Annotated in this window: 11 protein-coding genes; 7 read left to right on the forward strand and 4 right to left on the reverse strand. The window is 61.7% G+C overall.

Features of this window, described 5'->3' with window-relative positions; genetic code table 11:
* Positions 1-111: 111 nt before the first annotated feature.
* Entirely contained in the window at positions 112-1,125 is a 1,014-nt protein-coding gene (locus tag ACZ5ZH_RS13170; protein WP_464773191.1) for an aldo/keto reductase, read from the reverse strand.
* 191 nt (positions 1,126-1,316) lie between these two features.
* Here ACZ5ZH_RS13170 and ACZ5ZH_RS13175 point away from each other — a divergent pair, with 191 nt between their 5' ends.
* The 3 genes from ACZ5ZH_RS13175 to ACZ5ZH_RS13185 all read left to right on the forward strand — a co-directional run bounded on the left by ACZ5ZH_RS13175 (position 1,317) and on the right by ACZ5ZH_RS13185 (position 5,240).
* The gene (locus ACZ5ZH_RS13175) at positions 1,317-2,513 is read left to right on the forward strand and encodes an AAA family ATPase (protein WP_449469649.1); all 1,197 of its coding nucleotides are present in this window, start codon (positions 1,317-1,319) and stop codon (positions 2,511-2,513) included.
* 218 nt (positions 2,514-2,731) lie between these two features.
* Complete coding sequence (locus ACZ5ZH_RS13180; RefSeq protein ID WP_464773192.1) at positions 2,732-3,823, forward strand: ParB/RepB/Spo0J family partition protein; 1,092 nt, start codon at positions 2,732-2,734, stop codon at positions 3,821-3,823.
* Between the two features lie 211 nt (positions 3,824-4,034).
* Entirely contained in the window at positions 4,035-5,240 is a 1,206-nt protein-coding gene (locus ACZ5ZH_RS13185) for a replication initiator protein A (RefSeq protein WP_464773193.1), read from the forward strand.
* Positions 5,241-5,661: 421 nt separating this feature from the next.
* Here ACZ5ZH_RS13185 and ACZ5ZH_RS13190 read toward each other — a convergent pair whose 3' ends face one another.
* Positions 5,662-6,558, reverse strand: coding sequence for a hypothetical protein (locus ACZ5ZH_RS13190; protein WP_464773194.1), 897 nt, complete (start codon positions 6,556-6,558; stop codon positions 5,662-5,664).
* Between the two features lie 225 nt (positions 6,559-6,783).
* Here ACZ5ZH_RS13190 and htpG point away from each other — a divergent pair, with 225 nt between their 5' ends.
* Positions 6,784-8,664, forward strand: a complete 1,881-nt coding sequence (gene htpG / locus ACZ5ZH_RS13195; RefSeq protein WP_464773195.1) for a molecular chaperone HtpG — start codon at positions 6,784-6,786, stop codon at positions 8,662-8,664.
* Positions 8,665-8,853: 189 nt separating this feature from the next.
* Here the strand turns inward: htpG and ACZ5ZH_RS13200 are convergent, their stop codons facing one another.
* Positions 8,854-9,243 (reverse strand): nuclear transport factor 2 family protein, encoded by a 390-nt coding sequence (locus ACZ5ZH_RS13200; protein WP_464773196.1) that lies wholly within the window; start codon positions 9,241-9,243, stop codon positions 8,854-8,856.
* A 300-nt stretch (positions 9,244-9,543) separates the two neighbouring features.
* On the opposite strand from ACZ5ZH_RS13200, the gene ACZ5ZH_RS13205 reads away from it, so the two are divergent.
* Both ACZ5ZH_RS13205 and ACZ5ZH_RS13210 read left to right on the forward strand, forming a co-directional pair.
* A complete protein-coding gene (locus ACZ5ZH_RS13205) occupies positions 9,544-11,046 on the forward strand; it encodes an ATPase domain-containing protein (protein WP_460988534.1) in 1,503 nt (500 codons plus the stop codon).
* Positions 11,039-13,132, forward strand: a complete 2,094-nt coding sequence (locus ACZ5ZH_RS13210; protein ID WP_464775240.1) for a hybrid sensor histidine kinase/response regulator — start codon at positions 11,039-11,041, stop codon at positions 13,130-13,132. Before ACZ5ZH_RS13205 ends, ACZ5ZH_RS13210 begins: the two co-directional genes overlap by 8 nt.
* A 179-nt stretch (positions 13,133-13,311) precedes the next feature.
* Here the strand turns inward: ACZ5ZH_RS13210 and ACZ5ZH_RS13215 are convergent, their stop codons facing one another.
* The gene (locus tag ACZ5ZH_RS13215) at positions 13,312-13,518 is read right to left on the reverse strand and encodes a DUF3606 domain-containing protein (RefSeq protein WP_449469633.1); all 207 of its coding nucleotides are present in this window, start codon (positions 13,516-13,518) and stop codon (positions 13,312-13,314) included.
* Between the two features lie 345 nt (positions 13,519-13,863).
* Between ACZ5ZH_RS13215 and ACZ5ZH_RS13220 the strand changes: the two genes are divergently transcribed.
* Positions 13,864-14,664, forward strand: coding sequence for a universal stress protein (locus ACZ5ZH_RS13220; protein WP_464773197.1), 801 nt, complete (start codon positions 13,864-13,866; stop codon positions 14,662-14,664).
* Positions 14,665-14,688 lie beyond the last annotated feature (24 nt).

Consider the following 14,688-nt stretch of genomic DNA (forward strand, 5'->3'; position numbering starts at 1 on the left):
GGTGGAGTGGCATCTAGGCGCGTCATCTGAGTCGGTCAACAGGAAAAAACAGGAGCGGGCAAATTTCTTCCCATTGGCGCCCAAAACGGCCGAAAAGCGCCACTTTTATCCCTATCCTGCCACCTCGCCCGGCCAGCTTTCAGTGCCAACCTGCGCTTGCGCCTGCGCATTATAACGCCCGCCCGACGCTGCTCCCGGCGGGAACAGGGCATCGACCGCCGCCAGCACATTGGCGGGCAAATCCAGCGTCAGCGCCGCCACGTCCTCATCCAGATGCGCGATGCTGGTCGTGCCGGGAATCGGCACGATAGTGTCGCCCTTCGACAGCAGCCATGCGAGGCAGAGCTGCGCCGCGCTGCACCCCGCCCCCTGCGCCAGCGTCCGCAATCCTTCATAAAGCGTCATATTATGGGCAAGGTGCGGCGGCCGGAATCGCGGCATGTCCGCGCGCAAGTCGCCCGCATCTACCCCTTCCGCTCCAATCCGCCCGGCAAGCAGCCCCCGCCCAAGCGGCGAAAAGGCGACGAAACCGATGCCCAATTCCGCGCAAACATCCAGCACCGCGATTTCCGGGTTGCGCGTCCATGGCGAATATTCGGTCTGCACCGCCGCGATCGGATGCACGGCATGGGCGCGCCTGATCGTCGCCGCCGACATTTCCGACAGGCCGATCGCACGGATCTTCCCCGCCTCGACCGCGCGCACCAAAGCCCCCATCGACTCCTCGACCGGCACAGCGGGGTCCAGCCTGTGCATATAATAGAGGTCGATCTGCTCCACCCGCAGCCGCCGCAATGCCGCTTCCAGCACGCTGGCGATCGCTTGCGGCGATCCATCCAGCCCCCGCTTGCCGTCAATCTCGCCCAGCACGCACTTGCTCGCCAAGGTAAACTCGCCGCGCCGGTGCATCAATGTGCGGCCCAGCAGCTCTTCATTGCGGCCAAAGCCATAGATTGCGGCGGTATCGAAAAACGTCACCCCCGAATCGAGCGCATGCAGCAGCAGCCTCTCGGCCTGGCCGACATCCGGGCGCGGCATATACCCATGGCTAAGGTTCATGCACCCAAGGCCGATCGCGGAAACGGTGAGCGGGCCAATCTGGCGAGTTGGCAGCGTAGTCGGCATGATGGAATCCCGGAAAAATGCGGTTTTCTGATATATATGCCAGCATTCACCATCGCACCCGGGCGCGCAACATTGATCTTGGTGACGGCCTTTTCCCCCTACCACATGCAAATTCAGCATCGATTGCGGATTTGAAGGATTTCTGCGATAGCATTCCCGATTGAGCTTCAACTTGCCGTGCGGGGTCGGAAATGAACGCAGTAGTGAGCCAGATCGGCGATCTGGCCGAGGCCGGCGAAAAGATGGTCGAAAGGCTGCGCCGCAAGGCTTTTCTGCCTGACAGCCGCAAGGAACTCAACGTTCGCTTTGGCATCGCCGAAGCCGCGCAACTGCTCGGCTGCTCCACGAATCGGATTCGCATGGCGGAGGAAGATGGCCGCCTCCCCCCTGCCCCGCCGACCGAAAATGGCCGACGTCCCGGCTATAAGGTCGAGGAACTGCTCAACATGCGGCAGGTGCTGGGCGCCTCGCCGGAACGCGCCCCGCTCGACATTCCCGCGATCATCGCCGTGCAGAATTTCAAAGGCGGCGTCGGCAAATCCACCGTCACCACGCATCTGGCCCATTATTTCGCGGTGCAGGGCTATCGCGTGCTCGTCGTCGATTGCGACAGCCAGGCGACCACGACCACCCTGTTCGGCTTCAACCCGCACTTCAATATTCAGCGGGAAGAGACGCTTTATCCCTATCTGTCGATCGATCCGACCCAGGTCGACCTTCTCTATGCGGTCAAACATACCGCCTGGCCCAATGTCGATTTGATCCCGTCCAATCTCGAACTATTCGACGTGGAATATGAGCTGGCGGCGGCGGGCAGCGACGGCGGCTCCGTCCTGGCGGCGCGGTTCCGCAAGCTGAAACAGGGCCTGATGGACCTCGCCCGCCATTATGACGTGGTGCTGCTCGATCCCCCGCCAGCGCTCGGCACGATCAGCCTCGCGGTGATGCAGGCGGCCAACGCCCTGCTGGTCCCGCTCGCCGCGACGACGCCCGACTTCTGCTCCACCGTCCAGTTCCTCTCGATGATGGATCAGGTCATCAAGCAGCTGCAAACCGCTGGCATAGAGGTCGACTATCAGTTTATCCGCCTGCTCTGCTCGAAATTCGACAGCAATGATCCGAGCCACTCGATGGTCCGCGCAATCATGGAGCAGAGTTTCGGCCCTGCCCTCCTCCCCGTGCCCATCCTCGACAGTGCGGAAATTAGCCATGCCGCGCTGCGCATGATGACCGTGTACGAACTGGAAAAGCCGATCGGCACGCCGCGCACCCACAAGCGCTGCCGCGCCAATCTCGACGAAGCTATGGGCCAGATCGAAGCGCTCGTCCGCCAAAGCTGGGGCCGCGTCGCCCCCGCGCGTGAGGAGGACATCGTCAATGCGGCTTGATTTCACGCGGAGACGCAGAGGCGCGGAGATGTCGCGCCGCGCCGCAGGCAAATTTGCCGATGCAAGGCCTCAGCTTGGCGCTGTCACCTGCGTCGAACAAGGGACTGCGCCGCTCGCACACCCTCTCTGCGCCTCTGCGCCTCTGCGCGAACAAAAATCAACTCTGTCCTACACAGACATGTTCACCATATGTTCCCCGCGAATCGGAGGACAAGCCCATGGCGCGTAAGCAATCGGATTATCTGGCAGCCCTTTTGTCAGACGAGGCGGAAAGTCCCGCCCCCGTTCCAGCGGCCGACAGCCCGCCTGTGGCCGAGGCCGAAGCGTCGCCCCCCTCCCCTGCCCCGGCTCGCCCCGAACGCGCACGCGGCGCGACACTGCTCGGCCGCGAAACCGCGCTTGCCCGGCTCGCCTCAGGCGAGGTGCGGCAGGTCACGCAATTGCTGCTCGATCCGGCAAAGGTGCGTATCTGGCGCGGCAACGCCCGGCTTTACTCCCATCTGACTGAGGACAATTGCCGCGAACTGATCGACTCAATCATCGCGGAGGGCGGGCAAAAAGTGCCCGCCGTCATCCGCCGTGTCGAAGGCGATCCGGACCATGATTATGAAGTGATCGCGGGCACGCGCCGCCACTTCTCGATCAGCTGGCTGCGGGCACACAGCTATCCCGACATGATGTTCGTGGCGCAGGTCGCCCAGTTGGACGATGAAGCGGCCTTCCGCCTCGCCGATCTGGAAAACCGCGCGCGCAAGGACGTCACCGACCTGGAACGCGCGCGCAACTATGCCGAAGCGCTGGGCGCCCATTATGGCAGCCACCTCACGCGCATGGCCGAACGGCTGAAGCTCTCCAAGGGCTGGCTCAGCAAGATGATCAAGGTCGCGGGTATTCCTGACTACATCATCGACGCCTTCCCTTCGCCCGGCGATGTCCAGCTAAAGCCTGCTTATCCGCTGGCACAGGCGCTGGATGATCCTGCTGCTGCCCCGGCCATCAACGCAGAGGCCGCGCGGCTCATCACGACACAACGGGAACGCCGTTACGCGGGCGCAACGCCCCTCCCCGCTGCCGAAGTATTGAAGCGCCTGCTCGACGCGCCGCGCGTAGCCGTGTCGGAACCGAAGGAAGAGCCCTTCACCTGGACCACGCGCTACGGCCGCCCCGCCCTCACCGTGCAGTCGGTCAACCGCCAGGGCATCACCATCCGTTTCCACGCCGGATCGGGTGCGGACATGGCAACGCTGGCGACCGCGCTCCGCGACACGCTCGAACATCTTGAGCGGCAGGGAATGGGTCTACAGCAGTGACAGGCTCGGGGGGGCACAACATCATCGCGACACAGGGGACGGGCATCTTGCTCGCCCTTGTGTCACGCGCTGTTTCCCCGGGGAAACAAGGCCACCCCAGATCGGGCCACCCTCCCCTCTCCTCCCGCAGACTTCATTCTTTCGCACTAATTCCATCCCCGTTTCCCCGGGGAAACACCCTCGCCACCCTGCCCTTGCCAAGGAGCCGCCCATGACGCGCACCGGCAAGGCCGAGCTTACCGATCAGTTCGAGCTGTTCCTCCCCTATATCGCGGACATGCCGCTGCGCGACCAGCGCGAGATGATGGAGCGCCCCTTCTTCAGCCTCGCCAAGTCGAAGCGCGTCAAGCCGATCGATTACACCTCCCCAGATGGCAAAGCCTGGGTCCATGTGTCCGCCAATCCCGATTACGGCATGGCGACCATCTGGGATGCCGACATCCTCATCTATTGCGCCTCGGTTCTGGCCGACATGGCCCGGCGCGGCATCAATGACGTTCCGCGCAAACTGCACCTCATGCCTTATGACCTGCTGCGCGCCATCCATCGTCCGACCACCGGCCGCGCCTATGAATTGCTCGGCCAGTCGCTCGACCGTCTGGTGTCCACCACGATCAAGACCAACATCCGCGCCGAAAACCGCCGCGAAGCGACCTTCAGCTGGCTCGATGGCTGGACCCAGCTTGTCGATGAACGCACCGAACGGTCGCGCGGCATGACCATTGAACTTAGCAACTGGTTCTACGAAGGCGTGTTGATGCAGGGCGGTGTCCTGTCCATCGATCGCGCCTATTTCGACCTGACGGGCGGGCGCGAACGCTGGCTGTACAAGGTCGCGCGCAAACATGCTGGCGGGGCAGGGGAGGGGGGCTTCTCCATCTCCATGCCAACCCTGTTTGAAAAATCAGGGGCAGAAGGCGCCTATCGCCGTTTCAAGTTCGAGATCGCCAAGATCGCCGAACGCGACCCACTGCCCGGCTACACATTATTGCTCGAACAGCCCCAGGGTAAGCGCGAGCCATCGCTGCGCATGAGCCGCCGGTCGGCCGAAGCCCCACGCGCCTCAAACGACGCCCCATCCAAGAAAGTGGGCATCGCACCCAAGGTCGCGGCTCTGAACGGTACGCTCGCTTCCACCAGCAAAAGTCCAGCGGCCGACCCGCATTCCTTGCTCGACGCCGGGGATGTCATCCGCCGCACGGTCACCAGCCTTTCCTCCCGCGCGACCGCTGGCGAACTCACCGACGCAACCCTTGCCACCCTGCGCACCGAATGTCCGGGTTGGGATTATCAGTCCCTCCATCAGGATTTCCGCAACTGGCTCGACGCTGACCCGACGCGCACGCCGGTCAACTACCAGAAAGCCTTCATCGGCTTCGTGCGCCGTTTCCATGAAAAGAACCGCCACCGCCTTTGACGTTTCGGCCCAAAAGGCCCCCTCGTCAGTCCGGCCTTGCTCGTTAGCGCATAAGCGTTCCCGAAGTGTCGGTTGCTCTACAATGCGTTCGGCGCCTGATTTCCCGAAGCTACTGCCGACTTCAATTCATCCACAGCTTTTGAACGACATTAAGCGGCCGACCAATGCAACTGATTCAATCCCTGCTGAAATTCCCACCTTATCCGGACGCCATCGACACTCCGGGAACGGCCAACGCTCCTTCAGGAACGATCCCCCGACACATCAGGAACACCAGCCTCGACACTCCGGGAACGAAAGCCCGACCTTTCGGGAACAGCCCGGTTCGCCCGACTCGCCTATCCTCGCCACTTTTGCCGCATCCCACGCAGGCTTAACTCTCTAACTTTCTACTAAACCCTATAACCAGAAAGAGATTCTTCTAGTTTTTGGAAGGAAGAGAAGAAGCGAGCTGCGACACCAATTTGGTCGCTCCTTGATGGGAGATGCCGAGCAGGCGCGTGATCGCCACCTTGCTCAAACCCGGATAGGCCAGTTCCAACCGCATCAGCAGGGGCGCCTTGCTCCGCTTCGTCACTGGCAGCTCTTGAGGCAGCTTCTTGAGCCGCGCCTCAAGCCGGCTAAGTTCCGCCAACCCTTGCGCCGCCTGTCGCCCGATCATTTCGATCAGCTGTTCCGCAAGGGTCGTTACATCCCTGCCTGGAAAACGGGGCAGATCAACGAAAGACGGGAGCCGCCGCAATGTCAGCCCGGATGCCTCAAGGGCCGCCGGGATGTGCGCCGCCACCACCCATCCCAAATCTGTCCGACGGGGATCGATTTGCAGCCGCCGTCCATCCGCCGTCGTCAGCAATTGCCCCTCGCTCATAGGCGCCGCCAGCCCCTCCCGCGCCGCGATGAGGCGTTCCGCCACCTCTTCCACGCTCGTTGAAGGGTAGGGGGCCTCCACAACCGCTTGAACCGCCCGCCAGACCGGGCCGAAGCGCACCAGATCGTCCGATGCCCAGATTTCCGCCTCTTTCCTGTCGTCCAGCAGCTGGCGTGATATGTTCAGCGTCGCCCGCGCGATCGGATCACGCTCGCCTTCGCTCGCCGAAAGCACGAAATGAACCAGCGCCGCGATCGACAAGGGGTCGTTCAGCCCCTCGCTATGGCGGGGTGGGGGCGTCCGCCCGCAAATCCAGTCCTGCAAATCTCCGACGGAAATGGGCACCGACGCGACACTGGCCAGCGCGGCAGCCCCTTTAAGGCGCGACCGGGCAAGCCAGATGTCGGTGGCCGGACTGTTGGCAAGCCGCCCATCAAGCCTCCCCAGCAAAAGAAAGGCCTGCTCCGAAGACGATGAAAAATCCAGCATTTCCGGGCTATATCAGCATATTTGATGTAACCAAACACATATGTTGGTTACACATGCTTTTCCCCATTCCAAACGCGATTAATTCACCTTCTCATTCATGAATTGAACCCCATCCAGCTTGAAACCCGCCGCTCCCCGCGCCATCTGTCCGGCGGCCAATTCATTGGAGGGCATGAAAGAAACGCCATGACGAACCCGACCGACGCTGCTCCTGAAACCCGTTCCTTCGAAGCTGACGTAGCCAAATTGCTGCACCTGATGGTGCACTCGGTCTATTCGGACAAGGATGTGTTCCTGCGCGAACTCATCTCCAACGCCGCCGACGCCTGCGAAAAGCTGCGCTATGAAAGCCTGAGCAATCCCGCGCTCGCCGCTGGCGGCAGCCCGCAAGTGACGGTCACACTCGACCCCGACGCCCGCCAGATCGCGATCGAGGATAATGGCATCGGTATGAGCGAGGCCGAGCTTGTCGAAGCGCTCGGCACGATCGCGCGCTCCGGAACAAAGGCATTCATGGAACGCGTCGCCAGCGCCAAGGACGCGGAAGGCACGCAGCTGATCGGCCAATTCGGCGTCGGCTTCTATTCCGCCTTCATGGTCGCCGATCGCGTCGACGTCCTGTCCCGCCGCGCAGGCTCGGACCAGGCGGCGCGCTGGTCATCGAATGGCCTTGGCACCTATACCGTCCAGCCCGCCGAAACAGCCGAAGCGCCGGACCACGGCACCCGCGTCATCCTGCATCTTAAGGAAGACGCCGCGTCCTACACCGAACGCTATCGCGTCCAGCAGATCATCAAGGATCAGTCCGGCCATGTGCCCGTGCCGATCTTCCTCAAGGAAAAGCCCGATGCCGAACCCGAGCAGATCGCGGATGGCGCGGCGCTCTGGACGAAGCCCAAGAGCGAGATCAGCGCGGAGGAATATACCGACTTCTACCGCAGCGTCGCTGGTCAGTTCGACCAGCCCGCGCTGACGCTGCACTATCGGGCCGAGGGTCTGCATGAATATTCCGTGCTGGCCTTCATCCCCGAAATGAAGCCGTTCGACCTGTTCGATCCCGATCGCACCGGCCGCATGAAGCTCTACGTCCGCCGCGTCTTCATCACCGACGAGGCCGAGATATTGCCGCGCTACCTGCGCTTCGTACGCGGCCTGGTGGACTCCAGCGACCTGCCGCTCAACGTGTCGCGCGAAATGATCCAGCAAAGCCCCGTTCTGGCGGCGATCCAGAAAGGCGTCAGCAACCGCATCCTCACCGAACTTGAAAAGCTCTCCGCCAATGATGGCGAAGCCTATATCAAATTCTGGGACAATTTCGGCGCGGTGCTGAAAGAAGGGCTGTACGAGGACTTCGCCCGCCGCGAGCAGTTGCTCGGCCTGGCCCGCTTCAAATCCACTGCTTCGACCGATAGCTGGCGCTCTCTGAAGGATTATGCCGAGGGCATGAAGGAGAACCAGACGGCGATCTACTACGCCACCGGCTCTGATCTCGACCGCCTTGCGTCCTCGCCGCAGCTCGAAGGCTTCCGCGCGCGCGGCATTGAGGTGCTGCTGCTTACTGATCAGGTGGACAGCTTCTGGGTCACCGCTGGCGTCGATTATGATGGCAAGCCCTTCAAATCAGTGACGCAGGGCCTTGCCGACCTCAGCCTCGTGCCTCTGACCGAGGGCGAGACGGCCGCGCCCGCTGCGTCGGAGGAAGTCAGCAGCTTCATCGACTTCGCCAAGGATTTGTTGAAGGATCAGCTGTCCGACGTCCGCGTGTCCGAGCGGCTGACCGAAAGCCCGGTCTGCCTCGTCGCGGCCGAACATGGCATGGATCGCCAGCTGGAAAAGCTGCTGGCGGCCGCCGGTCGCGGCGGCGGGGCTTCGGCTCCTGTGCTAGAACTCAACCCGCGCCACAGCCTGATCGTCCGGCTGAGCAACCTCCAGGACGATAATAGCCTGCGCGAAGATGCCGCCTGGCTGCTATTGGACGAGGCCCGGATTGCCGATGGCGAATTGCCCACCGATCCGCGCGCCTTTGCCGAACGGCTCGGTCGGGTCATGGCGAAGGCTGTGGGCTAAGCGCCGTGGATCAGATCGGCCTTACCCCCTGAAGCCGTTCGCCCTGAGCTTGTCGAAGGGCTCTTCTTTCTCCCAAAGAAGTGAAGCGCTTCGACAGGCTCAGCCCGAACGGATTGTGCATTAAGATTCAACACACTCTGCTTTGGTCGCGGTCGGCTGGCCCGGCCTCATCCACCGGGCCAGTGTATATCAGCCGAGCGTCACGAAGATTTCCGCCTCGATCAGCCACTCGTCCCGAAGCTTGCGCCATTTCGCACTGTAGATGCCGGACGCGGTCGGCTCCTGCGCGTCCGCTGCCACACCCTTCCATTCGCCCTGTTCCATCGCGATCGGTTCGATCGGCGAGATGGTGATGCTAGTGGGCATCCGGACATAGATGGTGCGCTCGGCCGACGCGAACTCGCGCTTCCATGCCATCAGCTGCGCCTTCCGGCCGCTGATCACCCCGCTGTCACTGCCGGTCACCAGTATCGCGGCGGGTGACAGCAGGGGGCCTATCGCGCTCAGGTCCATCTCCGCCAACGCCCGGTTGAATGCCGCCCGCCGCATTCGGATCGCAAGGTCACAGGATTGGGTCACTCTTCTATTCCGATCAGCAGTGGCTGTGTCAGCCGCCTATGATCCAGCCCCGTAGCCGCTGCAAGGAAGCAGCATTGGAGTAAACCCGGCCAACACCCACCCCGATGGCACCGACACATCCCTGCGCCTCACGACGCGCCCGGTCGTTAAGCCATTGCAATGAAGATGCAACCGCCGGGATATTGCGGCGTTATAGCTTCATGATTTTGCGGTGCGGTGCGTCTGATCCTGCCTCGGCAGGCGATGGATTTTGTGACTTGATCGATATGCTGACGGCCGTGCTGACGGAGGCATGGTTGAATGACAGGAATTTTTGATCGCGTTTCGACGGGCAATTCAGGGCTCGATCTGGTGCTGGGGGGAGGTCTGCCTGCCCAAAGACTGTATCTTCTCGAAGGCGCTCCCGGATCAGGAAAGACGACGCTCGCGCTGCAATTCCTGCTCGAAGGCGTGGCGGCGGGCGAGCCAGTCCTCTACGTGACGCTGTCGGAAACCAGCGAAGAATTATCGGTCGTCGCTGCCTCGCACGGCTGGGACCTGAACAACGTCAACCTCTTCGAACTTGCTTCTGCCGATTCAGTGCTGGGCATAGGACGGGACCAATCGATCCTGCACAGCTGGGAAATGGAACTGGGCGGCACCATCGAACTGATCCGGGAAGAGGTGCAACGGTTGAAACCCCGTCGCATCGTGTTCGACAGCCTGTCCGAATTGCGGCTTCTGGCGCAGGACCCGCTCCGCTACCGGCGCCAGCTTCTGTTCCTCAAACAATTCTTCGCGCAGATCGACACCACGGTTCTGCTCGTGGACGACCTGACGGGCGGCGCGGGTATCCGCGACAATCACCTGCACAGCCTTTGCCATGGAGTGATAACGCTCGAGCGGCTGACGCTCGATTTCGGCGCGGCGCGGCGGCGCATGCAAATCCAGAAGATGCGCGGCGTCGATTTTGTCGCCGGTTATCACGACATGATCATCCGGAAGGGCGGCATCGACATATTCCCCCGCCTCATCGCTTCGGACCATCACGCGCCGTTCGTCGGCGAACCGATTGCCAGCAAGGTTCCGGAGCTCGACGCCATTCTGGACGGCGGCCCCCAACGCGGTACCAGCACGCTCATCACTGGTCCTGCGGGCGCGGGCAAAACGACGCTGGCCCTGCAATATGTCATCGCCGCCTGCGAACGCGGCGAAAATGCGGTGATATACGAATTTGATGAGCGGATCGGCACGCTCATTACCAGAGCGCGATTGTTCGGAACGGATCTACAGGCTTTGATGGACGACGGCCGTCTTGTCATCCGCCAGATCGATCCGGCAGAGGTCGCGCCCGGCGAATTCGCCGCCATGGTCAGGCAGGAAGTGGAGGAGCGAAATTCACGCATCATCCTGATCGACAGCCTCAACGGCTATCTGGCCGCCATGCCTCAGGAACAGCAGCTGATCCTGCAATTGCACGAACTTCTGTCTTACCTCAGCCACCGGGGCGTCGTGACCTTGCTTGTCAATCCACAGCAGGGGTTCTTCGGGTCGATGCGAACCGATGAGCTGAATGTGTCCTACATCGCGGACATCGTCATCCTACTGCGCTTTTTCGAGGCAGAGGGGCGCATCCGGAAGGCATTGTCGGTCATCAAGCACCGCAGCGGCGCGCATGAAGACTCCATCCGCGAATTCAGGATCGACGCCCATGGCGTTCGCGTCGGCGCGCCGCTCTCCGATTTCAGGGGCGTGTTGACCGGAACGCCGGAATATCTGGGAGCCTCTACACCACTGATGGAGGATCGCGACGGCCGTGCATAAGGCCGCGACATCCTTAACCCTCCGGGTCATCGTCAGCGCACCCTATGGCAGCGACGCCGACAGCGTGACGCGGCTGCTGCGGGGGGAGGGGCATCGGGTCCAAATCTGCCCCACCTTGACGGAGGTGGCCGACGCGATCGATGAGCAGACGGGCGTCGCGCTGGTCACGGAAGAAGCGTTGTTCACTGACCTTGGCCCCCTGCACCGCGCGCTGGATGCGCAGCCTGCATGGTCGGATGTTCCCTTCATACTGCTCGCCGGACGGCAGGCGGGCCGTTTTGCTTCCAGCGAGGCCATCAGACGCCGACTGCCCGATAACGCGCTCAGCGTCATCCTGCTGGAACGCCCGGTCAGCGGGGAATCACTGATCAGCGCTGTCGCGTCGGGCATAAGGGCCCGGCAGAAACAATTGCAGATCCGCGACCAGTTCGCGGCCATCGATGCAGAACGCGGCCGCCTAAATACATTGCTCGAAAATCTTCCGGTCGGCGTCGCGTTCATAAACACCGACGGCAGCACACTGCTTTCCAACCCCGCATTCCGCCGCTTCCTGCCCAGCGGAGACATCCCCGCCCGGCTGCCTGACGGGGAGGACCGGTGGGAAGGCTATGAAGAGGATGGAAGCCGTATCACGCGGGATCGCTTCGCGACGATGCGCGCTCTGAAGGGCGAACAGGTGCGGGGGATCGAGTTTCTGCATCACCCGACAGAAGGTCCTTCGGTCTGGACCCGGGTAAGCGGCGTGCCGTTGCTCGACCCCGGCAGCTCACGGGTCACCGGCTCGATTTCAGTGATTGTCGATCTAGACGAGCAGAAGAGGAGCCAGCAGGCGCTCGCGGAGGCGGCCCAGCGGCTGGAGCAGGAGGTTGATGCCCGCACGCGCGAATTGCGGGAGGCGCTGCTGCGATTGGAAGCCGAGGCGGAAGAACGCGCCCGGGCCGAGGAAGCGTTGCGCCAGGCGCAGAAGATGGAGGCGGTCGGTCAATTGACCGGCGGGATCGCGCATGACTTCAACAATATGCTGACGGGCATCATTGGAGCCATCGACATCCTGAAGCGTCGGATTTCCAGTGGCCGACTGGACGACCTTGATCGCTTCATGGATGCCGCCAGCACGTCGGCGCAGCGCGCGGCGGCGCTGACGTCCCGATTACTCGCCTTTTCCCGGCGGCAATCGCTCGACAGCCGCCCCACCGACGTCTGCAAGCTCATTCATTCGCTGGAGGACCTGCTCCGCCGCACCATGAATGAATCGATCGAGGTGGAAATCCTTTCCTCCCCCCCGTTGCCGACGGCGCTGGTGGACGCCAATCAGCTGGAAAGCGCGATCATCAACCTTGCGATCAATGCCCGCGACGCGATGCCTGACGGCGGCCGACTGACGCTGTCATGTGAAGAGGTGGAGCTGGATGCGGAGTGTTGCGCGCGCAATCCAGGCATCACGCCGGGCCGCTATATCATGGTTGGGGTGTCTGACACCGGCGTCGGCATCGATGACGACACACTGGACAAGGTGTTCGATCCCTTCTTCACGACCAAACCGATCGGGCAGGGCACGGGTCTCGGCCTGTCGATGGTCTATGGTTTCGCCAAGCAGTCGAATGGCTTGGTGCGCATCAATTCGACGGTGGGCGAAGGGACGGTGGTCAGGATATTCCTGCCGGTCGCGGAACAACAAGTTGAAACCGAATCCGTCGAACATGCTGCCATTCATCATGGCGACGGCCAGTCGGTGCTACTGGTCGAGGATGATGACTCCGTCCGGCTCCTCGTGCGCGATGTGCTTGAGGAATTGGGCTACAAGGCGACCGAGGCCGCCGACGGACAGCAGGCGGTGCGCATATTGGAGTCCGGGCGGCGTTTCGACCTTCTGATCTCCGATGTTGGCTTGCCGGGAATGAACGGGCGGCAATTGGCGGAAATCGCGCGAGCGCATTTGCCTGACCTGCCCATCCTGTTTGTGACGGGCTATGCGGAAGGGGCCGCCGTGCGGGGCGGCTTCCTATCCAACAACATGCAGATGATCACCAAGCCATTTCAGATCGAAATGCTCTCCGCTCGCATCCGCGAAATGCTGGAAAGCTAGCCCGTCAACTCCGGGAATGCCCCGTCTGCGACTAATGAGCGGCCGGGACGTCTACCTGATCGGGGCAGGGCTTTGTAGAAGCAGGCATGTCGGCTATCGGCGGGAAAAATCGCCGATTCAAGGCAATCCGCCCGTCTTGTGTTACGGGGCAGTGGCGGGTCGATGCGGTTCATGGCACGTCAGCGGTTTCGACCGATATAGTCGGCTACCGCATTAACGCTATGGCCGACCTTTTCCACCGCTTCCTCCAATTGGCGCCGAGATGTCTGAAAACGCTGAGACCAATATTGCACCTCCATATCCTCCTTCAGCGACACATGTTTCAGGTCGCGGGGAACGGGCGGGGATGTGCTCTCGACTTGAGGTTGCGGACCTATCGTGGACATGGCGATCTATTTTCCTAACGAGAGCTGCGGCTTTCGAACGCGCGGTGGTGTTCCGAAAGCCTGGCCTCGGTGCAGCTATTGGCGCTGGTGCTCTACTCTCTCTGGTAAGAGCGAGCGCGGCAGGATGATGTTCCAGTACCACTGGTAAAGTCCATAACCTGCATTATGCGGCAGGGATTCATCGCGGCTGAGGACAAGTCGGCGGCGGGGCTCCCCTTGGGTCAACAAAAGGAGCAGGCGCCCGATTTATGACGCAAGAAAAGGCGACGCTGCCGCTTCTAAGTATGTTTCCCCATACCTGCTATAGATGACGCGCCTTAACCTGATGCCTTTGTCGAGGAGGCTATGATGAAGAATATTCTTCTCCTGGTACATGATGATGAGGGTCAGGAAGCTCGACTGCAAGCGGCACTGGATTTGACCCGTGCCCTCGGCGGCCATCTTCAGTGCATCGATGTCACGCCATTTCCGGTTATAGCCGGCGATCTTTATGCAGGTTTTGGCGAAACCGCTGTCATGCTTGATGAGCGCCAGAGCGAAGCCCGGAACAAGACAAAGATCAACGCTCGCCTCGCCAAAGAGGATGTGAGTTGGGACTGGGTCGACATCACAGGGGAGATAGCAAGCTGCCTCCTGAAGGAGGCCGCGCTTGCGGACATCGTCGTCCTCAACCGGCAATTGGACAGCTATCCCCTTCCAGACATGCGGACGATCGTCGGTCAGGTGCTGATGCACGCCCGGGTTCCGGTGTTAGCCGCGCCACAGGAGGTCAATGGCTTCAGCATCAAACGGGCATTGCTGGCCTGGGATGGCCATCCTTCATGCATCGCAACGATGCGAGCCTGCACGCCTTTGCTTGCGCTGGCGGAGGAAGTCGAAGTGCTGACCATAAAGGACGGCTCAATTCAGGCTGAACCCAGTGACGCTGCCCGATATCTCTCGCGTCACAATGTGCACGCGAGCATTCGGGTTCTCAACGATCGCCTTCATCCTGCGGACGCGATAATCGAGGAGGAGGCCGAGCAATGGATGGCGGATTATATTATCATGGGCGCCTACGGCCGCGGAAGGATCATGGAAACATTCGGCGGCGTGACACGGCGTCTGCTTACCCGCAGTAAACGGCCTTTGATACTCGGCCACTGAGCTGGTGCCAGCGCCCCATCCTAT

This window comes from Sphingobium sp. TomMM7A (assembly GCF_055397305.1).

Excerpts from the sequence above, each read along its gene's own strand:
- ACZ5ZH_RS13205 (WP_460988534.1), top strand. The coding sequence starts at position 9,544 with ATGACAGGAATTTTTGATCGCGTTTCGACGGGCAATTCAGGGCTCGAT.
- ACZ5ZH_RS13220 (WP_464773197.1), top strand. The coding sequence starts at position 13,864 with ATGATGAAGAATATTCTTCTCCTGGTACATGATGATGAGGGTCAGGAA.
- ACZ5ZH_RS13215 (WP_449469633.1), bottom strand. The coding sequence starts at position 13,518 with ATGTCCACGATAGGTCCGCAACCTCAAGTCGAGAGCACATCCCCGCCC.
- ACZ5ZH_RS13170 (WP_464773191.1), bottom strand. The coding sequence starts at position 1,125 with ATGCCGACTACGCTGCCAACTCGCCAGATTGGCCCGCTCACCGTTTCC.
- ACZ5ZH_RS13175 (WP_449469649.1), top strand. The coding sequence starts at position 1,317 with ATGAACGCAGTAGTGAGCCAGATCGGCGATCTGGCCGAGGCCGGCGAA.
- ACZ5ZH_RS13185 (WP_464773193.1), top strand. The coding sequence starts at position 4,035 with ATGACGCGCACCGGCAAGGCCGAGCTTACCGATCAGTTCGAGCTGTTC.
- htpG (WP_464773195.1), top strand. The coding sequence starts at position 6,784 with ATGACGAACCCGACCGACGCTGCTCCTGAAACCCGTTCCTTCGAAGCT.
- ACZ5ZH_RS13180 (WP_464773192.1), top strand. The coding sequence starts at position 2,732 with ATGGCGCGTAAGCAATCGGATTATCTGGCAGCCCTTTTGTCAGACGAG.